Raw genomic sequence first — 19,219 nt, 5'->3', positions numbered from 1 at the left:
TGTGCCGTAGACCGGACACACGTCCATCGCACAGGAGCACCGATGCAGCGCAGACGGATTCTTCAGAGCGCCGCGGTGACGGCCACCGCGGCGCTCCTTCCGGCCTCGGCCCGCGCCGTGGCCGTGCCGACGGCGGACACGGACCACCCCGGTGCCCAGTGGGCTCCGGCATCCTCATCCAACTACACGGTGGCGAGCCGTCCTTCGGACCATCCCGTCGACCGCGTCATCATCCATGTCGCCCAGCAGACGTTCACCGAGACGATCGGCATCTTCCAGAATCCGGCCGGCAAGGTGTCCGCCCACTACGTGGTGCGCTCGGGGGACGGGCTCGTGGCCCAGTGCGTGCGGGAGCGGAACGTCGCCTGGCACGCGGGGAACTGGGACTACAACACGCGCAGTATCGGCATCGAGCACGAGGGCTGGGTCGACCAGCCGTCGTACTTCACCCACACGATGTACGAGCGCTCGGCGAGGCTCACGGCGGACATCTGCGACCGCTACGGCCTGACCAAGGACCGCGCGCACATCATCGGTCATCACGAGGTGCCCGGCAGCGACCACACGGATCCCGGGCCCCACTGGGACTGGGTGCGCTACATCCGTCTCGTGAATCTGGCCTGACACCCGCACCGGCTGAAGGCGGGGGTGGGGCCGGGAACGCCCCACCGCCGCCGCCGGTCGGTGCGGTCCGTCAGACGGCCGCGTTGCGCCAGACCGTCAGGTCCAGGGTCATGTACTTGCTCGGTGAGTCCTCTGCCGAGAAGCCCTGCACCGTCACCAGACCGATGTGGCCGCTGCCCGTGAAAACGCAGACCTGACGGCCCTTCGACAGCTTCTCGGTGTCGATGTTCTCGGTGAACCTGGTGTCCGACCGGCAGGCCTCGAGGGAACCCTCCTGGGACGGGTCGAGCAGCACCAGCTTTCCGTCGGTGCTCTCCGCGTCGAGGTATCCGCCTGTGTCGTAGGAGAGTTCGTACCCGGCGTCCTCGCCTTCCTGGGGCCGTACGTCCTCGTCCGCGAGGGTCAGGTGGTAGCCGGCGGTGAGGTTGATGCCGTTGTACTCGGCGGGCTCGGGGGTGGGCTTCTCCTCCGCTCCGTCGTCCGAGGTGTCCGCGGGCTTGGCGTCCGGGCCCGGCGTCCCGCTCGGCGTCTCCTTCTGCCCGCTCTGGGGCGAACTCCCGCCCTGTGTCTGCTTCTCGTCGTCCTTGCTCAGCAGGTACGCCGTGCCGCCGCCCGCCATGCCGAAGACCAGTGCGGCCGCGAGAGCGATGAACAGAGCGCGCCTGCTCGTGCTCTTCTTCGGCGGGGCGGTCTGGCTCACGGGGGCGGGCGTGGGACGCCCGGGCCCGGGATACGGCTGCGAAGGCGAAGGATGCCGGGTGGGTGCATAGGCATGGCCCTGCGCGCCGGACGGCTGCGTGGGGTGCTGGGGCTGATGGCGCGGGTAGGGCTGCGGCGGCCCGAATCCCTGGGGCGGTGTGGCCGGGGAATGCGCGACCGGTGCCGGGGAGGCGGGGACGGTGGGAGAGTACGCCGCGCCCGGGGCGGTGGCCGGGGGCGGCGGGGTCTGGACGGGGGCGGGGGCGGCCGCGCGCACGGTGATGTCGGCGGCCACCGGCGCGGGAAGCCAGTCCTCGGGACGGCGCAGGACCGTCTCCGCGTTCGCGGTCCGGCACAGTTCGATGATCTCGGCGATCGACGGCCTGCCCGCGGGATCCTTGGTGAGACAACGGGTGACGAGTTCCGTGAGCCGCTCAGGGACCCCGGTGAGGTCCGGTTCCTCGTGCACGATCCGGTAGAGCACTCCGTGCGAGGTCCCCTCGCCGAAGGCCGGGGCACCCGTCGCCGCGTACGCCGCCACCTGGCCGAGGGCGAAGATGTCGGTGGCCGGGGTCACCTTGCGGCCGGCGGCCTGCTCGGGCGCCATGAACGACGGCGTGCCGATGGTCACCCCACTGCCGGTGAGCGAGGTCGCGTCGGCCGCGTAGGCGATCCCGAAGTCGATGACCCTGGGCCCGTCGGCGGCGAGCAGCACGTTGGAGGGCTTCAGGTCGCGGTGGACGATGCCCGCGCCGTGGATGACATGGAGAGCCTCCGCCATGCCCGCGATCAGCAGGAGCACCGCTTGTACGGGCAGTGCTCCGTGTGCGGCGACCGCGTCGGCGAGGGAGGGGCCGGGCACGTACGCGGTCGCCAGCCAGGGCTGTGCTCCCTCGGTGTCGGCATCGATCACGGGCGCGGTGAACAGGCCCTGCACCCGCTGCGCGGACTGCACTTCCTGGGCGAAGCGGCGCCGGAATTCCGCGTCCTCGCCGAATTCGGGGCGGATCACCTTGATCGCTACGGGCCGCCCGCCAGGTGTGTACGACAGGTAGACCTTGCCCATCCCGCCCGCGCCGAGCTTGGCCGCGATCCGGTATCCGGCGATCGTGGCCGGGTCGTCCCCTGCCAGTGGCTGAAAGATCTGGGAGCCGTTGCCCCGGTCCTGCTGCTGACCACTCATCTACTTGCTCTCCCCCGAAGGACACTGATGGCGAACGGCACCCTATCCAAGTGGAGGGGAACCTTCGCCTCCGTCTCTCTTTCGTGTCGGAACTCCGGGGTCGCGCGCATCGTCGGCGCGGCCCGAATCCGTGTCCCTTCCACCCGCGGCTGCTTCCGGAGCGTCCTGCTCGGCCGGCGGCGGGCCCATGGCCCCTCCGCCCCGCAGGCGTTCCAGATCGGAGGCTCGGACCTGGATGACCAGCAGAGCCACCAGCGCCGCGACGACGGAGAAGACGGCGGCGGCGATGAACGCGCTGGAGACACCGGAAGCCAGTACCTGATCACCCCACGGTGCGGGGAGCTCACCCGTCCTGCGGAACTCCAGTTGCTGCGCGGGGGTCGCCTCGGCCAGGAAGCGCGGGATCTGATCCGTCGCCTCGTTGCGGCTGGCCGTGCCGAAGACCGTGACCAGGATGGACAGCCCCAGCGAACCGCCGACCTGCTGGGTGGCGTTGAGGACTCCCGACGCGGCCCCCGCCTCTCTCGGCGCCACACCCGAGACCGCCATCAGGGTCAGCGACACGAACTGCATGCCCATGCCGAATCCGAAGACCAGGATGGGGCCGAGGATGCTGCCCAGGTAGGTGCTGTGGACGTCGGTCCGTGTCAGCCAGGCGAGCCCCACCGCGGCCAGGATCGCACCCGTCACCATGAAGGGCTTGGGGCCCCATCGGGGCAGCAGCCGCGAGGCGAGCCCCGCGCTGATCGCGATGATCGCGCTCACGGGCAGGAAGGCCAGCCCGGCGCGCAGTGGGCTGAAGTCGAGGATGTTCTGCACGAAGAGGGTCAGGAAGAAGAACATGCCGAACATCGCCGCGGCCAGGCTCAGCATCATCGCGTAGGCACCGGAGCGGTTGCGGTCGCTGAACATGCGCAGGGGCGTGATGGGTTGCCTCGACCGGCGCTCGACGGCCAGGAAGACCAGGAGGAACACCACGGCGGCGCCGAAGGAGGCGATGGTCAGGCTGTCGCTCCAGCCGTCCTCGGAGGCCCGGATGAAGCCGTAGACGAGCAGCACCATGCCGAGGGTGGAGGTGAGCGCCCCGAGGAGGTCGAAGTGGCCGGGATGCCGCTCGGACTCCTTGATGTGGCGAGGCGTGCCGAGGGCGATCAGCAGGCCGATGGGTATGTTGACGAAGAGCACCCAGCGCCAGTCGAGCCACTCGACCAGTAGACCGCCGGCGAGCAGGCCGATCGCGCTTCCGCCCGCCGACACCGCCGCGAACACCCCGAACGCCCGGTTCCTCTCGGGTCCTTCGCGGAAGGTCGTGGTGATGAGGGAGAGCGCGGTCGGTGAGGCGATCGCGCCGCCCACACCCTGCAGGGCACGCGCCGCGAGCAGTTGCCAGGAATCCTGCGAGAGGCCGCCCAGCAGCGAGGCCACCACGAAGAGCAGCACACCGAAGATGAAGACTCTGCGGCGCCCCAGGATGTCACCCAGCCGCCCACCGAGCAGAAGCAGCCCGCCGAAGGTCAGGGTGTAGGCGTTGATCACCCACGACAGGCTCTCGGTCGAGAACCCGAGGGAGGACTGGATGTGCGGCAGAGCGATGTTCACGATGGTGACGTCGAGGACCACCATCAGCTGGCACGAGGCGATGACGAGCAGGGCGATCCCATTACCGTTGCCCCGTTCCGGGGATCCGGTAACAGGCGCAGACTTCGCTTGCGATCTGGTCATAGCACTAGTCGCCAAACAAGTCAGGGGAGAACGGAGACGTTCATTCATCGACGTTAGGACGGCCCCGACCGGACCGCCAATCGATCACCTGACAGACGCACACACGCCCGGACGCACGGTCGTTCGATGACCCCGCCGGTCAGGTACGGCCGGCGGGGTCCGGGTCGGGAGCACTGCGGAAGGATCAGGTGAAGTTCACGTCACTGCAGAGGAAGTACGCCTGATCCATGTGCGACGCCTGCCAGATCGTATAGACGACATGACGGCCGCTGAGACCCGAGGTGCTCACGGGGATCTCGTAGTTCTGGCTGGGGGCGTAGCTGCCCGTCTCCGCGACCAGCTGCAGGTCGCCCCAGGTCAGGGCCTCCGTGGCGGGGTCGAATCCCTGCCGGGTGACATACACCTGGAAGTAGTCGGCGCCGTGACTGGCCTGGTCGTACAGCTTCACGGTGAAGTCACCGGTGATGTCGGTGGTCTTCCACGCGCCCACGGTGTCGAGGGAGTTGTACCGTCCGCTCTCCGCCCGGCCACCGCTGCACAGCTGGCCGTCGGGCACGGCGGCCGGGAAGTTGCCACCGGATCCGTTGCGGTACAGCCCGTTCCAGTTCCACATGGCGTTCGGGTCGGCCTGCCACGCCTGCCAGCACATGGGGTCTTCCTGCTCCATGGCCGGGTTCTGGAAGTCATCGCCCCAGCGCAGCCAGCAACCGTAGTTGCGGGAGGCCGGGTCGACTACGGAGCCGTGGGCGCTCGCGGTGCCTGTCCACGGGAGGAGACAGAGAAGGGCAGCGACGAATACGCCACTCAGACGCAGCACCCAGCCGCCTAAATTGACGCGATCATGACAGATCATGGTGCGATCTCCATTTCGAGGGAGGTGGGGGGATCCACCGGCGTGGGAGCGCTCCCGCGCCACTTGGGCTTTGCCCCGCCACCCTCACCTCAAACATGCCCGAGGCGACATCACCAGTAATGCCGACGACCTCCGACCGCGTGCCCCACGGCACCCAGGAGCCAAAGGGCGAGCCCGATCACGAGCAGGATGATCCCGATGGTCCACAGGACGCCGAGACCCGTCACCAGGCCGAGAATCAGAAGGATGGCTCCGATGATGATCATGACTGCCTCCGGAACGAACACCCCGTGCGGACATTGTGGACATATATGAGCATATGCCTTTGTGGTCATAACGCCCAGATCCGAGCGCATCCAGTTGCTTCTGTGAACGTCGGGTTTCCGTCCACGTCAATCGCGGGGCAGGAGTGTTCCCAGCGGCCCCAGGTCCAGGTTGAGGTCCTCGGGACGCACCCCGTGCTGTTCGCAGAGTTCGGCCATTCGCTGGTCGAGCAGCATGAGCGTGGTGCCGATCTCGTCCACCTGGCTGTCGGTGAGGTCCCCCTGATCGATACGGCGGATGGCCTGCCGCTCCATCAGCTGCCGCAGCAGTTCCACCACTGTCAGCACCAGGGCGACGAGATCGCGCCCCAACTGGTCCGAGTCGACGTCGAGTCGTGAAGTGGTCACAGCGGGCCTCCGTCCGCCCAGGGAGCCGGAACGCGTTCGTTGACGGACGAGAGCAGGGCGTGGAGCGACAACCGCACGAGCGGAACGTCCGCGATAGCGATCACCAGGTCACCGCTGATCACCACGCCCGTCGCCAGGACCCGGTCCAGCAGATCGACGAGCGGCACCCCGATGGGTCCGCTCAGTGGCTCGGGGTTGTCCCAGGGCACCAGCTCGCGTTCCATCTCTACACCTCACCTACGAAGGAGTACGGCACCCAGGGCCCGGAGATGTCGATCCCGGCCCCGGTCGCGTCCCTCAGTGACCGGGTGAGCGCCTGGAGTTCGGCTCCGCGGTGCTCCGCCACGAGGTAGGTGGCGTTGAGCACCTGGACGCGTCCCTCTCCGACGAGTTCGGGAGCGTGCAGCCGCAGGCGGCGCCCGGCGGCGGCGAGGTTCCCGAACGCGGCATCCACCGTTTCGGCCAGCCGGAGGGCGTCCTCATGTCGCTGTTCGCGCCGAGCCTGCACTCCCCGCTTGCGTTCCAGATAGGCCAGACCGGCTCCGGGGGCCGGGCGGGAGCGTCCGGCCGGCGTCTCCGGCCGGAGGGGAGCCGCGCTCGGGCCGGGCACCGGGGCATCGGCCGCGTAGACCTTCACTCCCCACTCGGAATGGCCCGCCGTGCGCTCCATAGCGGTGCTGAAGCGGACGGTCTCGTCGAGGAGAGCCTGCCGGGCCCGGCCCTCCCCGTGATAGAGGGTGGCGAGCGGAAGAGGGACGGTGGGGCACGACGCGGCTGCTGCCGACACGACGTCGTGGTGCGCACGTGCGTATCGTTCCAGCTCGTCCCGGTCCGACATACGGGCCTGCCACACCTCGTCCGTGAAATCGGCCGCCCGGACGGACTGGACGATCGCGGTCAGCGCACCGAAACGCAGCAGGCGCAGCGGTTCGCCGGCCGCGACACCCGGCAGGCCCGCGAACACTGCCGGATCCGGTGCGTCGCACACCGCGAATACATAGAGGGCGCTTCTGTCCGAAGGCTGTCCGGGTCCCCGCTCCGTCATGTGATTCGATTCTCCCTGCTCATCATTTGTCCGACGTCTCGTCCGTCTTGGATTCGAGCGCTTCCAGACGCTCGCGCAATTCACGGTTCTCGTCCAGGAGGGAGTTGCGGGCAGCGCGCGAACTCAGCGCGGGATCCGTTTCCCACCAGTCGATTCCGGCCTTCTTCGCGGTATCGACGGAGGCCACGAAGAGGCGAAGCCGGATGGTGAGCAGCTCGATGTCGAGAAGGTCGATCTTGATGTCACCCGCGATGACGATGCCCTTGTCGAGAACGCGTTCGAGGATGTCCGCGAGGTTGGTGTTCTGCGGCCCCGGAATGGGGTACGCCTCCCGCCCGACGTCGAGATCAGTCACCTCGAGGCCCTCCGTCCGCGTCGCTTCCTGGGTGCGGGTTCCTCTTCTTCCTCTTCCTCCTCCTCTTCTTCGGGCTCTTCGTCTTCGTCCTCGTCTTCTGGTTCCTCGCCCTCCTCTTCTTCGTCTTCGTCCTCGTCTTCTGGTTCCTCGTCCTCCTCGTATTCCTCCTCGGGCTCTTCTTCGTCCTCCTCCTCGTCCTCCGGTTCCTCTTCCTCCTCGTCCCCCTCCGGCTCCTCTTCGTCCTCGTAGTCCGATTCCTCGGACTCCTCGTTCTCGGCTTCCTCTTTCTCCTCAGCCTCTTCGTGCGACATGACGACTTCCCCGTCGCGGATCTCGCCGCGCCAGCCCTCGGGTTCCTCATCGGTGAGCGTGACGAACCGCTGGAAGTGTTTGAAGTCGAGTCGCATGCGCCGGCCCTGTACCCGCCACAGGTTGCCGGTCTTCTCGAAGAATCCCGAGGGGTAGTACTCGATCACGAGGACGATCCTGGTGAGGCTCGGCGCCAGTTCGTGGAAGCTGACACAACCGCGCGTGGAGCCCTTGGCTCCCTCGGAGGTCCACACGATCCGGTCGTCAGGGATCTGTTCCTGGACCGTCGCCTTGAATCCGCGCGAGGAAGGGCCGATCTTGACCTTCCAGTCGCTCGACATCTCCTCATCCATCGAGACGCTCTGAACGCCCTTGGTGAAGCTGCCGAACTTGTCATACCGCGTCCAGTGGTCGTACGCGTCCCGCAGTGGCACTCCCACATCGAGGACCTCGATGATGTTCATCGATTTGCCCCCGCCGGACTGGCTCTTGCCCTTCCCGCCCCCGAACGCGTCCTTGGCCTTGTCCACGACTTTGTCCTTGACGTCCCCGGCCTTCTCCGAGACAAAGGCCTTCACCGGCGATTCGCCCTGCATGACGCGAGAGGCGATCGACGGTAGCGAGCCGCCGTTCTCGGCGATGTCGGTGAGCTGCCCCGTGAGACCGGTCAGCTTTTCGCCGGCCTTCTGCGCGAGCTTGCCGGTCTGCGCGCCGACGAAGTTCGAGAGCTCCCCGCGAAGGCGGTCCATGCCCGAGGCTTCCGACTCGGGCTCGTCCTTTTCCGTCCTGGCCATTGTTGCCTACCTCCGCCGTGCGCCGCGCTGTGACGCGGCTCGCTTCGATGACGTCGCCTTCTTGCCTGAAGCACTCTTCTTGGCCGACGACTTCTTGGCCGGAGCCGACTTCTTGGCAGGCGCTTTCCTGGCCGCGGACTTCTTCGCCGGAGCCGACTTCTTGGCCGCCGCCTTCTTCTTGGCCGGTGCTGCCTTCTTCGCTGCCGGTTTCTTCGCTGCGGCCTTCTTTGCAGCGGTCTTCTTGGCCGGTGCCGGCTTCTTCGCTGCAGCCTTCTTCGCCGGGGTCTTCTTGGCGGCGGCCTTCTTCGCAGCGGGCTGCTTCTTCGCCGCCGCTTTCTTGCCAGCTGCCTCACCGGAGGCCCTGCGAGGGCTCGGCCGCGGCTCCTCCGGCTCCTCCTCCTCTTCTTCTTCGTCCTCTTCTTCCTCGTCCTCTTCCGGTTCTTCTTCCTCGTCTTCCTCGTCTTCCTCGTCCTCGTCTTCCTCTTCGTCCTCCTCTGGTTGCTCTTCCTCGTCTTCCTCTTCGTCCTCCTCTGGTTGCTCTTCCTCGTCCTCGTACTCCTCGTCCTCGGGCTCGTCCTCGTCGTACTCGCCCTCGTATTCGTCCTCGTCCTCGTCCTCGTCGTCGGGCTCCCCCAGCCGCGCCGTCCGGTCGCTGAGGGCATCGGCCAGCGTGTTCATGCCTCTGTCGGCCGCCGCTGTCAGTGCCTTCTTCCCGGAGTCGAGGACCTCGCCCTTCAACTGGTCCTGCAGTTCGGCGAACTGCGGCATCTCGCCCAGCCTGCGCATGCCTTCGGCTGCGAGCTGGCGCGGTTCCAGGCCGAAGCGCCTGCCCGCCAGATAGGTCGCGACGGAGAGCGCCACGCGCCCCTTCTTCGTGCGCCCGAGTACGTATCCGCCCACAACGGCTGCTGCGAGCGTCACCTTTGTCTGATCTTCCATGAGTGAGTCACCTTCGATGGTTCGGCGCGGGGCGGGCTTGTCCGGCATAGAGCCGGTCGAGGAGCTCCGCCTCTTCCCGTTCGAACTCCTCCAGGCCGACGTTGCCGTCCTCGAGCTCCTGATTCAGCGCCGCGAGCTGGGCCCGGATCACACCCGGGTCGTGCAGCTCGCGGTCGGCCGCGTCATTCACTTTCTCGGCGACCCAGATCACGCCGCGGACCGGCGCGAGGGGCAGGAGGAGCAGGCCGGTGAACAGTCCCATGTCAGACCCTCGAGACCGTCGGCCGCGGAGCACGGGAGGGGACGAAGCTGTAGCAGGGCAGCGGCCCCGCGACGCGAAGCTCGACGCGCTCCCTGTGCGCGTCGGCGAACCGCTGCACCGTCGACCGGAAGGCGTCGCTCTCCTTCCGGTCGACGAGAAAGGACACGTTGAGCGCACAACCGAGAACCTCGGGCCCGGCAGCCACCTCGCGGGCCATGGGCGTGAGCTGGTGAAGGAGCTTCTTCCCGGCCTCGGCCGCTCGGCGGGACAGCGCGGTCGCCACGGCCTCACCGAGCCGGACGTTGGCCTCGTAACCGGGGCGGCGGCGGACCTCTTCGCGTAGCCGCCGTACGTTCTTCTCCTCGGCGACGACAGCCGCGAGCGCGTCCTGGGCGGGGAGCGCCTTCACGTTGATCTCCACGCTCCGGTCCAGGTGGTGGAGGGTCGCCAGGTGCTCGCTCTGCGATCCGGCCAGCTGGGCACGGACCGACGCCTCGTCCGGTGCGATCACACCGAACCGCATGGGCAGCACGGGGCCGCTTCCCGAGAGGCGCAGCAGCAGGTCCTGGTGCGCCATCAGGTCACGTCGGCGCGCCCGCAGTTGCTCCGGCGCGTCGCTCACGACTGCGGTGACGCGCCCGTCACCGACCAGCCGCAGCCCGGCGGGCGGGCTGCCCACGCCGACCGCGTCGGCCGGAAGCTTCGCTCCCGCCGGGATGATCGCGTACACGTACACACGGCTCTCGGTCACGGCTCACGCCTCCGCGCGTTGGCGTCGGCTCGCCCCGTCGCGCGCGGGGGCCCTGCGCTTCTTCGGCCGCTCTTCCTCGTCGTCGTCATCGTCACCGCTCCCCACGGCCTTGCGTACGGAGTCGCCGACGGACTCCGCCGCCTTGCGAACCTTCCGCTTGCCCATGGACTTGGCGGCGCGTCCGCCGAGCAGCTCGGGGATGGTGGTGCTGCCGGAGTCGCGCTCCAGGTCGAGCCGGTTGCACGCCTCGGCGAAGCGCAGATAGGTGTCCACACTCGCGATGACGATGCGCGCGTCTATCTTGAGGATCTCGATGCCGACCAGCGACACCCGGATGAACACGTCGATGACCATGCCGCGGTCGAGGATGAGTTCCAGAACGTCGTAGAGCGTGCCGGCCCGGGGCGGGCACGGGGCGACTTCGTCGGCGTACATGGTCGTGGTCATGGAGCGTCCTTCCGGGGGAGAGGCGAAACGGGTCATTCGTCGGCGGAGCCACGCCGGTAACGGCGGACTCGGCTGTACTCCGTGAGTTCGCCCCGCTCGTCGATCTGCACCTCGTAGGAGGCCAGCAGGCTCGTGGTGTCCGGGATGCGGGGCACTTCGAGCACGTCCACGACGACACACCATCCGTCGTCGTTCCGCCGCACCGCCGACACCCCCTCCGCGGGGTGGCAGATCAGTCTTTCGAGGCTCTCGCAGGCAGCACGGGCAGCGTGCTCGGGGCCGCGTCGGGACGAGGAGCGTGGGGCTGCCGTTTTCGTTGTGCGCCCGGATCGGGCGCGACTGTTCTCTGCCATGAGACCCAGTCTGATCAGAATCGGTTCTGCCGCACCTCGGCGGACGGGGAGCGACCGGAGAAGCTCTCACCCTTTCGCCGTTCCGGCGGGACGCATCGCCCTGGACGCGTGCACAGTCGTATGCATGAGTGAGAGCCGCGGCCCCGACGGGCCCGAGGAAGACCACGTTCGGCCGTCCGGGGCCGACGACACGACCGTCGAGGCGCTCGGAGCGCTGACGGAGGCGTTGGAAGGGGTGGAGCGTGCACGAGGGCAGCTCTACGGGTTCCACCAGCTCACGGGCGGTGCGGATCTGACGCTGGACCGGGCGGTCGAGCTGCTCCGGATGGGTGGTCACGCGGCCCAGGCCGACCTGGTGGAGCGGGAGATCCTGGGCCGCAACGTCATCCCCGGCTGCTGGACCTTTCAGATCGTCGAGGCGTACGACGACACGTACTACCGGCCGTTCGTCGCGGTCGAGGAGCGGGTACGCCGGGAGCTCGTGGGTGGGCGGCGCCATCTCTACGAGGCGGAGATGAAGGAAGCCCGCCGTACGCACGGGCACCCTCATCACACCGCGCGGCCCTGACATGGATCCGGCAGACGCACTGCGGCGGATCGCGTTCCTCCTGGAGCGGTCCCAGGCGGCCACGTACCGGGTGAAGGCCTTCCGCACGGCGGCGGAGGCGATCAGCTCCATGGACGGCGAGGAGGTCGCCCAGCGGGTGGCGCACGGCTCGTTGGAGACGGTGCGCGGCATCGGGCCGAAGACGGCCAAGGTGATCCGTGAGGCGGTGGAGGGCGCCACGCCCGGCTATCTCGAAGTGCTGGAGGAAGAGGCGTCCGCGCCGTTGGCCTCCGGCGGCGAGGAGCTCCTCGCGGCCCTCCGCGGGGACTGCCACCTGCACTCTGACTGGTCCGACGGGGGAAGCCCGATCGCGGAAATGGGCCGGACGGCGGCCGAGCTCGGTCACGAGTGGGCCGTACTCACGGACCACTCCCCCAGGCTGACCGTGGCCAACGGGCTCTCGACCGAGCGGCTTCTCGAGCAGTTGTCCGTCGTGGCAGAGCTCAACGAGCGGTGGGCGCCCTTTCGTCTGCTCACCGGAATCGAGTGCGACATCCTCGACGACGGCTCGCTGGACCAGGAGCCCGACGTGCTGGAGCGGCTCGACGTGGTGGTCGTCTCGGTCCATTCGAAGCTGCGCATGGACACGCGGGCGATGACGGAGCGGATGCTCGCCGCCGTACGCAATCCGCACGCGGACATCCTGGGGCACTGCACGGGGCGGCTCCTCGGTGGGAAGAAGCGTCCGGAATCGGAGTTCGACGCGGAGCGGGTCTTCGAGGCGTGTGCAGAGGCCGGCACGGCTGTGGAGATCAACTGCCGGCCGGAGCGGCTCGACCCCCCGCGCGGCCTGCTGCGGCAGGCGGTCGCGTCGGGTGCCCTCCTCTCGATCGACACCGACGCGCATGCCCCGGGGCAGCTGGACTGGCAGATCCACGGGTGTGCGCGGGCGGAGGAGTGCGGCGTACCCGCGGACCGTGTGGTCACCACCTGGCCGGTGGAACGGCTCCTGGACTGGACGGCGCGGAAAACCCGCCCGTAGGGCCCCGCGCAGGGGTGCCGTCTCTGCGGACAGGCTGGTCGCGAGCGTTCGGCGTACAGTCGATCACGGTTGTTCGTGTGACTCCGGGGCATGCCGGGGCAGGAGGAAATCCATGTCACGTCAACACACAGGACCTTCACTTCCGCGAGGACGCGGCGCGCTGTCCACAGGAGTCATCGGCTACCTGCGGGACGACGGCGTTCTGCCGGACCCGGATGCCGCCGGGGCTGCCGAGCCCTACGGCGACGACCTGCAACTCGCCCTGTACGTCTGTTACGAGCTGCACTATCGCGGGTTCGGCGGCGTACGTCCCGAATTGGAGTGGGACCCGCCCCTGCTCGCCGTACGCGCAGCGTTGGAAGACCGTTTCCTGTCTGCTCTCCGGAGCGACGCCCCCGCGCACGCGAGCCTGGACGAGGTCCTGGACGGCCTCCTCGTGGAACCGGTCCGCGGATCCGGCGTGTCGTGGTTTCTCCAGGACCGGGGTGAGCTGCGCCATCTGCGCGAATACGCGGCGCAGCGTTCGCTGTACCACCTCAAGGAGGCCGACCCGCACGCCTGGGTGCTGCCCCGGCTCAGTGGACGGGCCAAGGCGGGCATGGCGGCGATCGAGTACGACGAGTTCGGCGCCGGGCGCGCGGACCGCGTCCACGCTCAGCTGTTCGCCGACCTCATGACGGATCTGGGCCTCGACACGACGTACGGCCGCTATCTGGACGAGGGCAGCGCGCCCATGCTGGCCCTGGTGAACCTCATGTCGCTCTTCGGCCTGCACCGCAGGCTGCGCGGAGCGCTGGTCGGTCACTTCGCCGCTGTCGAGATCACCTCCTCCCCCGCGTCCCGGCGCCTCGCCGACGCCATGAAGCGCACGGGCGCGGGTCCCGCGGCGGAGTTCTTCTACACCGAGCACGTCGAAGCGGACGCGGTGCACGAGCAGGTGGTGCGCCGCGAGGTGATCGGCGGTCTGCTCGAGGACGAACCCGAACTGGCGGCCGACATCGCGTTCGGCATCACCGCCACCTCATGTCTCGAGGACCGGCTCGGCGACCGGCTGCTCGCGGACTGGCAGGCCTGAACCAGCGCCCTGGTCCCGCACCGCCGGCGAAGCACCGAATGGAGTCGCAGATGTCAGCAGACATGGCCGAGGACACCCGTAACGCCCGCTTGATGACCCTCCCTGGGGTGTACGCACCCCAGCACGACACCCTCCTGCTCATGGCGGCACTGAACCGGGAGGACATCGGCCCGGGCACCGAGGTCCTGGACGTCGGCACGGGCAGCGGCGCCCTCGCCCTGCACGCGGCGCGGCGGGGAGCGCGGGTGACGGCCGTGGACGTCGCATGGCGGGCCGTGGCGACGGCCCGGATGAACGCGCTGCTGCACCGTCGACGCATCACCGTGCGGCGCAGCGATCTCCTCTCGGCTCTGCCCGGTCGGTCCTACGACCTGGTGATCTGCAACCCGCCCTATGTACCGTCCCCCCTGGACCGGCTTCCCGGGCGCGGGGCGGCGCGGGCCTGGGAGGCCGGGTGCGACGGCCGGGCCATTCTGGACAGGGTCTGTGAGACCGCCCCGGCGGCGCTGCGCCCCGGAGGGCGCCTCCTCCTCGTGCACTCCGGCCTGTGCGACAGCGAAGTGACCCTTCGGCGCCTCTCGGATGCCGGGATGCGGGCTCATGTCAGCGACCGCGCCCTGGTGCCCCTCGGGCCCGTGCTGCGCTCCAGACTGCGGTGGCTTCGGGCGATGGGGCTCATGGACGAGGAAGAGACGGCGGAGGAACTGGTGGTCATCCGTGCCGAACAAGCCTGAACGCCCGTGCCGGATCACTCTCGGCGACGAGGGCCCTCTTCTGGTCGAGGGGCCCGTGGAAGTCACGTGCGCGGACGGCAGTGTGGCCGTCTCCGACCGGTTCGTCGTGGCCGTCTGCATGTGCCGGCGCAGCCGGATGTACCCGTGGTGCGACACCAGCCACCGGCGCCGGACGCGGCCCGGCGAGGAGAGGCGGCCGGCGGACTGACGTCCCTCACTCCCCGGCCCGCAGCCGGAACTGTGTCGCGCCGCGCAGCCGGCGGGACACCTCCCGCAGCCGTGGGTGGCGCTCGTGGGCCTCGGCGGAACGACGGTCCAGCTCCTCGGCCAGGCGCTCCGTGCGCTTGTCGATGTCGAGTTCGTCGAGGATGCGGTCGACCTCCGCGAGCAGTGCCCCGTGCAGTTGCCACTGCCTCGGGTGTTCCTGGACGTCTTCGAGCAGCAGATCCGCCACGCGGTCGCGTGTCGCGCGACTGCGGGCGAGAGCGTCGGCCAGGCGGTCCTCGGCCTCTTCGCCGCTCTCGGCCATCGGCGTGGTGATCATCAACGCGAACCCCTCGATGGCGTCGGACATGTGCCCGAAGAGCTCCCTGAGGTCCGTTGCCACGTCCTCGGGGAAGAGCGCCTCGTCGGTGCGCGCCTTGGCAAGGTCGGTCAGCGTGCGGGTCAGGACGCGCAGCACCACGGCGCAGATCTCCAGTGTGTCGAGCCCGGTCCGCAGGACGACACGGTAGAGCAGACCCTGCTTGACGCGGGGGTTGAGCATCAGGCTCTCCTCGGCCTGCCTCAGGGACGCGTCGACCTCCACGATGTCGTGGTCCAGACGGCGTGCTTCGTGCAGCCGGGCGGCGGCCTCCCGAACGGGGTGGTTGCCGCCGATCTCCTCGCCCAGGGCCCGGAACATCTTGCCCATCCGCTCCCCCAGGCCGCCGATGGAGGCACCCGCCGACTCGACCCAGACGGGCGGTGCCAGCAGGAGGTTGAAGAGCAGACCGACTCCCGCGCCGATCAGCGTCTCCAGCACACGCTCCCATGCTGTGTCCGCGACCTGCGCGACGCCGAGGACCAGCATCGCGCTGATCGCCACCTCGGGTACGAACTCGTTGACCCGGACCAGCCGTCCGATCAGCAGGGAGGTGAAGATGGTCAGGCCCAGGGTCCACCAGCTGAGGCCCACCAGGGAGCTGAATCCGCTGGCGATCAGGACCCCGACGACGACGGCGTTCACACGCCGGATCCCGGTGGTCAGCGTGGCGTAGAGCGTCACCTGCACCACGAGGAGGGCGGTCAGAGGGGCGGTGAGCGGCGCGGGGTGCGGCTCGGGCAGCACGGCCTGGGCCACGGCGAAGGCGATGACGGCCGCCGCCGTGGACCGCAGTGTCTGGGCTGCGGCCGGTTCGGCGGTGCGCTGGACGAGTTTGACGACGGGCTCGGGCGTGGAGACTGCAGGCATTCCTTGACCGTGCCCCGTTACACGCCACCGCAGCGCTTCGGGGGCCGGTCGGACTCCGTACGGACGTACGCGTGTCCCCGTCGGCACCGGCCTGGCGGGGACGGGCGGCCGGAGAGAAGGTGGATACATGGCTATCTCACTCACGCCCCCCACGGAGACACCTCCGGCCGAGGGCTGTATAAGCGAAGCGCACGTCGAACGCGCCGACGGAGGGATCTGGGAACACCCGGTCTTCTGGGCGGCCCTGGTGCTGCTGGGCTCAATCGTCGTCGCCGGGTACTTCATCGCGCGGATCTTCGGGTTCACGTGAGCGCCCGCCGGACACTGGCGGCGCTGCTGGAGCGGCACGGCACCACGTACGCTGCCGAGGCGGGCATCCGGCTGCGTGACACCCCCCAGCCCCTGTACCAGCTGCTCGTCCTGAGCCATCTGCTGAGCGCGCGAATCCGTGCGCAGGTGGCGGTGGCCGCGGCGCAGGCGCTCTTCTCGCACCGGCTGCGCACTCCGCGCCGTATGGCCGACGCCACGTGGCAGGAGCGCGTCGACGCGCTCGGCGAGGGCGGCTACCGCCGGTACGACGAACGGACGGCGACCCAGCTGGGGGACGGTGCCCTGCTCCTGCTCGACGAATACGGCGGTGACCTGCGGCGCCTGCGCCGGAAGGCCGACGGCGATGTGGACACGCTGCGCTCCGGGCTCCGCCGCTTCCCCGGCATCGGGCCGGCCGGCGCCGACATCTTCCTGCGCGAGGTCCAGACGGTGTGGCCCGAGGCGTCGCCCCACCTCGACGCGAAGGCGCTCCAGGGAGCGGAACGGCTCGGCCTGCCCACCTCGCCGGACGAGCTCATCCGGCTGGCGAAGGACGAGGACCCGGCCGTGCTCGCTGCGGCGCTGGTGCGGGGCGCGCTGGACAAGGGCTGAGCGGGCTCAGCCGGCCGGCCGCCGCTTACCCGGCTTGGTGGAGCGGCCTTCCACGAGCGCGCGCCGGATCTGCGCGGCGGTCGCACGGGCGTGTTCCGAGGTGGCTGTCCGGTCCGCGACCGATGTGACGAAGCGGTGGGTGGGGCGAAGGCACTGGCCGCACGGCGTGTCGGTGGTGATCAGGTAGCCGTCCTCGCACTGCGGATCGGCGCAGCGGCCCGGGCTCACGAGCGCCTCGGCGATCTCCTGCGGTGCCCAGCGGCGGCGGCCGTCCTCGTCCTTCTCGTGGAGGGCGTGGGACCAGCGGACGTTCCACCTGCGTTCGAGCCGCTCCAGGAGCTGGTCCGGGGTGCGCCGGGCAAGCTCCTGGTGGATCAGATCGTGCACCGTACGGGGGTGACGGTGGCCGAGTGCCTGGACCAGCGGTTGCGGGAGGGCCTGAAGGATGTAGTTGACCGGGTCGCCGGCCGCGCGTTCGCGCCACTTGCGGCAGGTGCAGGGGCCCTCGGCGGGCAGGGCGCGCTGGCACCGCCCGCAGCGGCCCCGGCACTCGGCGCAGAGTCCGTCGTCGAGCCCGTCCAGATGGGGCGCGGGGGCGCGGCCGCAGTCACGGCAGCAGGCGGCGCACGGGCCGCAGAGGCGCTCGTCGCCGAGTTTCGTCGTCCATTGCCGCTGCTGGCAGCGGCAGCACAGGGCGTTGTTGCAGTACTCGTGGTGGGCGGCGCCCGAGTGCCGTCCGGGGGGCGGGAATGACATGGATGCGTTCTCCAGGTACGTGGCGAGGATCGGTCAGGTCCAAGCCATGTCGACGAAGCGCGCGCAGGGGCCCTCGGACGACGGTACCGCCCCGGCCGGGTCCCCCGCGGCACTGTGCCGCGATCGGACCGACATTCTCCCGCACCCGGACGGTGCGTGCGGGGGTCAGGGCCTCAGGCCACTGACCACGTTCGCGGTGGCGGTGATCCCTTCGTGGATCGTGGGGGCCATGCTCGTACTGGCCAGCAGGAAGCCGAGCAGCGCGCAGACGATCGCGTGCGACAGCTTGAGTCCGCCGTTGCGCAGGAAGATCGCTGCGAGGACCAGCAGAAGCAGCACCACTGAGATCGAAATGGCCATGGCCAACCTCCTCCGCCGCGCCGGAATTGCGGCATTCGGCCGCCAGTGTGGCGCAGCGGAGGGGCCGTTCGGCACACTGGCGTGTCCGCCGAACGGGTGTTGACGCACGGTGACGGGATACGGCTGTCGACGACGGTCAGCCGCTTCGACGGCCGTCGGCCTCGTGTCGGCGGAGGAAGGCCTCCAGCCCGGCCAGATCGTCGGTGTTGAGGTGGTCGACGCCGGCCGCGGCGAGCTCCGTCCATACGGCGTCGCGCGCCGGGCCCGCGAGGTCGGGCGTGCCCCAGAAGCGGACCCGTTGCCCGTTCGCGTGGGCGGAAGCGACGAAGGTGGCCAGCCGGTCACGCTCGGCGGCGGGGAAGGGACCGGTCCCCTGCCAGCTGAAGCTCGTGGCCCAGTTGCCGCTGATGAGCGGGACGAAGGAGGCGGGAGCGGCGGTGCCGAGGTCCTCCGGGCGGCCGTCGTAGAAGGCGTACCGGGTGGTCTGCTGCTCCATCGGGACGCGGGCGGCCCGGTCTCCCGAGATGACGGCGGTGACCGCGCCGGTGCGGACCCGGCCGTGGACGGAGCGGGTGAGGATCGGGCGGTAGCGGCGGAGCACCCGGTCGAGTTGGAGGTAGGCGGCGGCGCCGTCGGTCTTGATGTCGATCAGCAGCTGCAGCGGGGTGGGGTGTCCTGCGTGGACGGTGCCGTGGTTGGCCCGGACCCGGGCGAGCAGGGGGTCGAGGTAGAGCGAGACGAGGGTGCGTGCGGGGTCGAGGCTCTCGGCCTCGTGGGCGACGAGCAGTTCACCGTCGACCAGGAAGATGTCCGCCTCGACGCTCGTGAAGCCGTGCGCGAGCGCGTCGTGGAGAGGGCGCGGGTGCAGGTAGTCGTTGTGGGCGTGGGCCCGGGCCAGCGGCCGGGGCCCCCGGGGGCGGGCGGTCGTGGTGGGTGCCGCGGCTGCTGCCTGGGCGGGGATGAACGCGCCCGCGGCTGCGGTGGCGAGGGCGGTGGTGACGACTCTGCGACGGGTCAGGTGTGCCATGGGGTCTCCCTGAAGCGGGCGGGCGGGCAGAGCGGGCGGGGGGACGCGACGATTATGGAGGCGTGGACCGCCCGGTAGGCAGGTACCTGCCAAGAGTTGGAACGCCCGTCGTCCCCGCGTCGGTTGCGCTGCGCCTGCTGTTCCCCTGCTCACCGCTCCCCTCGTCAGCAGGGCATGACAGGGCGGGGGCCCGCGGGTTCACCCCTGCCCCCCCCCCGCCCCCGCGCACCGCGGCCGCAGCAGCCCCACCCCCCGCCCCGCCACACCCGGGGGGCCCCCGGGGGCCTAAGCGCTCCC

General features: G+C 69.6%; 26 protein-coding genes. 8 read left to right on the top strand and 18 right to left on the bottom strand.

All coding sequences use genetic code 11. From position 1 onward, the window contains the following. Nucleotides 1-42: 42 nt before the first annotated feature. Entirely contained in the window at nt 43-624 is a 582-nt protein-coding gene (locus tag ACIQM3_RS20095) for an N-acetylmuramoyl-L-alanine amidase (protein ID WP_401625997.1), read from the top strand. 70 nt (nt 625-694) lie between these two features. Here ACIQM3_RS20095 and ACIQM3_RS20090 read toward each other — a convergent pair whose 3' ends face one another. The 14 genes from ACIQM3_RS20090 to ACIQM3_RS20025 form a co-directional block, all read right to left on the bottom strand. Next, nucleotides 695-2,506, bottom strand: a complete 1,812-nt coding sequence (locus tag ACIQM3_RS20090; protein WP_401625994.1) for a protein kinase — start codon at nt 2,504-2,506, stop codon at nt 695-697. 42 nt (nt 2,507-2,548) lie between these two features. Beyond that, on the bottom strand, nt 2,549-4,228 hold the full coding sequence (locus ACIQM3_RS20085; RefSeq protein ID WP_401625991.1) for an MFS transporter: 1,680 nt from the start codon (nt 4,226-4,228) through the stop codon (nt 2,549-2,551). A 184-nt stretch (nt 4,229-4,412) separates the two neighbouring features. Continuing rightward, on the bottom strand, nt 4,413-5,081 hold the full coding sequence (locus ACIQM3_RS20080; protein WP_401625988.1) for a lytic polysaccharide monooxygenase: 669 nt from the start codon (nt 5,079-5,081) through the stop codon (nt 4,413-4,415). 110 nt (nt 5,082-5,191) lie between these two features. Continuing rightward, nucleotides 5,192-5,347 (bottom strand): DUF6131 family protein, encoded by a 156-nt coding sequence (locus ACIQM3_RS20075; protein ID WP_167359481.1) that lies wholly within the window; start codon nt 5,345-5,347, stop codon nt 5,192-5,194. 126 nt (nt 5,348-5,473) lie between these two features. Next, nucleotides 5,474-5,752, bottom strand: a complete 279-nt coding sequence (locus ACIQM3_RS20070; RefSeq protein WP_104782631.1) for a gas vesicle protein K — start codon at nt 5,750-5,752, stop codon at nt 5,474-5,476. Continuing rightward, nucleotides 5,749-5,976, bottom strand: coding sequence for a gas vesicle protein (locus tag ACIQM3_RS20065; protein WP_401625983.1), 228 nt, complete (start codon nt 5,974-5,976; stop codon nt 5,749-5,751). The genes ACIQM3_RS20070 and ACIQM3_RS20065 overlap by 4 nt, the downstream gene beginning before the upstream one ends. Before the next feature lie 2 nt (nt 5,977-5,978). Then, complete coding sequence (locus tag ACIQM3_RS20060; protein WP_401625981.1) at nt 5,979-6,797, bottom strand: GvpL/GvpF family gas vesicle protein; 819 nt, start codon at nt 6,795-6,797, stop codon at nt 5,979-5,981. 22 nt (nt 6,798-6,819) lie between these two features. Further along, a complete protein-coding gene (locus tag ACIQM3_RS20055; protein ID WP_401625979.1) occupies nt 6,820-7,152 on the bottom strand; it encodes a gas vesicle protein in 333 nt (110 codons plus the stop codon). Further along, entirely contained in the window at nt 7,149-8,255 is a 1,107-nt protein-coding gene (locus ACIQM3_RS20050; protein WP_401625976.1) for an SRPBCC family protein, read from the bottom strand. Before ACIQM3_RS20050 ends, ACIQM3_RS20055 begins: the two co-directional genes overlap by 4 nt. A 6-nt stretch (nt 8,256-8,261) precedes the next feature. Next, entirely contained in the window at nt 8,262-9,194 is a 933-nt protein-coding gene (locus tag ACIQM3_RS20045; RefSeq protein ID WP_401625973.1) for a histone protein, read from the bottom strand. A gap of 7 nt (nt 9,195-9,201) precedes the next feature. After that, nucleotides 9,202-9,456, bottom strand: a complete 255-nt coding sequence (locus tag ACIQM3_RS20040; protein WP_362930336.1) for a gas vesicle protein GvpG — start codon at nt 9,454-9,456, stop codon at nt 9,202-9,204. Between the two features lies 1 nt (nt 9,457). After that, nucleotides 9,458-10,207, bottom strand: a complete 750-nt coding sequence (locus ACIQM3_RS20035) for a GvpL/GvpF family gas vesicle protein (RefSeq protein ID WP_401625970.1) — start codon at nt 10,205-10,207, stop codon at nt 9,458-9,460. Between the two features lie 3 nt (nt 10,208-10,210). Beyond that, nucleotides 10,211-10,654 (bottom strand): gas vesicle structural protein GvpA, encoded by a 444-nt coding sequence (locus ACIQM3_RS20030; protein ID WP_401625968.1) that lies wholly within the window; start codon nt 10,652-10,654, stop codon nt 10,211-10,213. Between the two features lie 32 nt (nt 10,655-10,686). Then, entirely contained in the window at nt 10,687-11,007 is a 321-nt protein-coding gene (locus tag ACIQM3_RS20025; RefSeq protein WP_401625965.1) for a gas vesicle protein, read from the bottom strand. A gap of 124 nt (nt 11,008-11,131) precedes the next feature. Between ACIQM3_RS20025 and ACIQM3_RS20020 the strand changes: the two genes are divergently transcribed. From ACIQM3_RS20020 to ACIQM3_RS20000, 5 genes are all read left to right on the top strand, one after another. After that, entirely contained in the window at nt 11,132-11,575 is a 444-nt protein-coding gene (locus ACIQM3_RS20020; protein WP_401625962.1) for a hypothetical protein, read from the top strand. A gap of 1 nt (nt 11,576) precedes the next feature. Further along, nucleotides 11,577-12,596 carry a PHP domain-containing protein gene (locus tag ACIQM3_RS20015; RefSeq protein WP_401625960.1) on the top strand — a complete coding sequence of 340 codons (1,020 nt, stop codon included), beginning with the start codon at nt 11,577-11,579 and terminating at the stop codon, nt 12,594-12,596. A 112-nt stretch (nt 12,597-12,708) separates the two neighbouring features. Beyond that, nucleotides 12,709-13,671 carry an iron-containing redox enzyme family protein gene (locus tag ACIQM3_RS20010; RefSeq protein ID WP_401625957.1) on the top strand — a complete coding sequence of 321 codons (963 nt, stop codon included), beginning with the start codon at nt 12,709-12,711 and terminating at the stop codon, nt 13,669-13,671. Between the two features lie 50 nt (nt 13,672-13,721). Beyond that, nucleotides 13,722-14,405 (top strand): HemK2/MTQ2 family protein methyltransferase, encoded by a 684-nt coding sequence (locus ACIQM3_RS20005; RefSeq protein WP_401625954.1) that lies wholly within the window; start codon nt 13,722-13,724, stop codon nt 14,403-14,405. After that, nucleotides 14,389-14,613, top strand: a complete 225-nt coding sequence (locus tag ACIQM3_RS20000; protein ID WP_401625952.1) for a CDGSH iron-sulfur domain-containing protein — start codon at nt 14,389-14,391, stop codon at nt 14,611-14,613. Before ACIQM3_RS20005 ends, ACIQM3_RS20000 begins: the two co-directional genes overlap by 17 nt. A 6-nt stretch (nt 14,614-14,619) precedes the next feature. Here the strand turns inward: ACIQM3_RS20000 and ACIQM3_RS19995 are convergent, their stop codons facing one another. After that, nucleotides 14,620-15,858, bottom strand: coding sequence for an aromatic acid exporter family protein (locus tag ACIQM3_RS19995; protein WP_401625949.1), 1,239 nt, complete (start codon nt 15,856-15,858; stop codon nt 14,620-14,622). 127 nt (nt 15,859-15,985) lie between these two features. Here ACIQM3_RS19995 and ACIQM3_RS19990 point away from each other — a divergent pair, with 127 nt between their 5' ends. Continuing rightward, nucleotides 15,986-16,168 carry a hypothetical protein gene (locus ACIQM3_RS19990; RefSeq protein WP_401625947.1) on the top strand — a complete coding sequence of 61 codons (183 nt, stop codon included), beginning with the start codon at nt 15,986-15,988 and terminating at the stop codon, nt 16,166-16,168. After that, nucleotides 16,165-16,779 (top strand): endonuclease, encoded by a 615-nt coding sequence (locus ACIQM3_RS19985; protein ID WP_401625944.1) that lies wholly within the window; start codon nt 16,165-16,167, stop codon nt 16,777-16,779. The genes ACIQM3_RS19990 and ACIQM3_RS19985 overlap by 4 nt, the downstream gene beginning before the upstream one ends. Before the next feature lie 6 nt (nt 16,780-16,785). Here the strand turns inward: ACIQM3_RS19985 and ACIQM3_RS19980 are convergent, their stop codons facing one another. The 3 genes from ACIQM3_RS19980 to ACIQM3_RS19970 form a co-directional block, all read right to left on the bottom strand. Beyond that, entirely contained in the window at nt 16,786-17,535 is a 750-nt protein-coding gene (locus ACIQM3_RS19980; RefSeq protein WP_401625941.1) for a hypothetical protein, read from the bottom strand. A gap of 165 nt (nt 17,536-17,700) precedes the next feature. Continuing rightward, the gene (locus ACIQM3_RS19975; RefSeq protein ID WP_104782659.1) at nt 17,701-17,895 is read right to left on the bottom strand and encodes a hypothetical protein; all 195 of its coding nucleotides are present in this window, start codon (nt 17,893-17,895) and stop codon (nt 17,701-17,703) included. A 136-nt stretch (nt 17,896-18,031) separates the two neighbouring features. Beyond that, on the bottom strand, nt 18,032-18,922 hold the full coding sequence (locus tag ACIQM3_RS19970; RefSeq protein ID WP_401625938.1) for a phosphatidylinositol-specific phospholipase C/glycerophosphodiester phosphodiesterase family protein: 891 nt from the start codon (nt 18,920-18,922) through the stop codon (nt 18,032-18,034). Nucleotides 18,923-19,219: the final 297 nt, after the last annotated feature.

Origin of the sequence: Streptomyces sp. NPDC091271 (genome assembly GCF_044757505.1) — a bacterium.
Taxonomy (GTDB): Bacteria; Actinomycetota; Actinomycetes; order Streptomycetales; family Streptomycetaceae; genus Streptomyces.
Note: the sequence above shows the minus strand (reverse complement) of the source record. Positions and strands in the feature narration are given on the sequence as shown.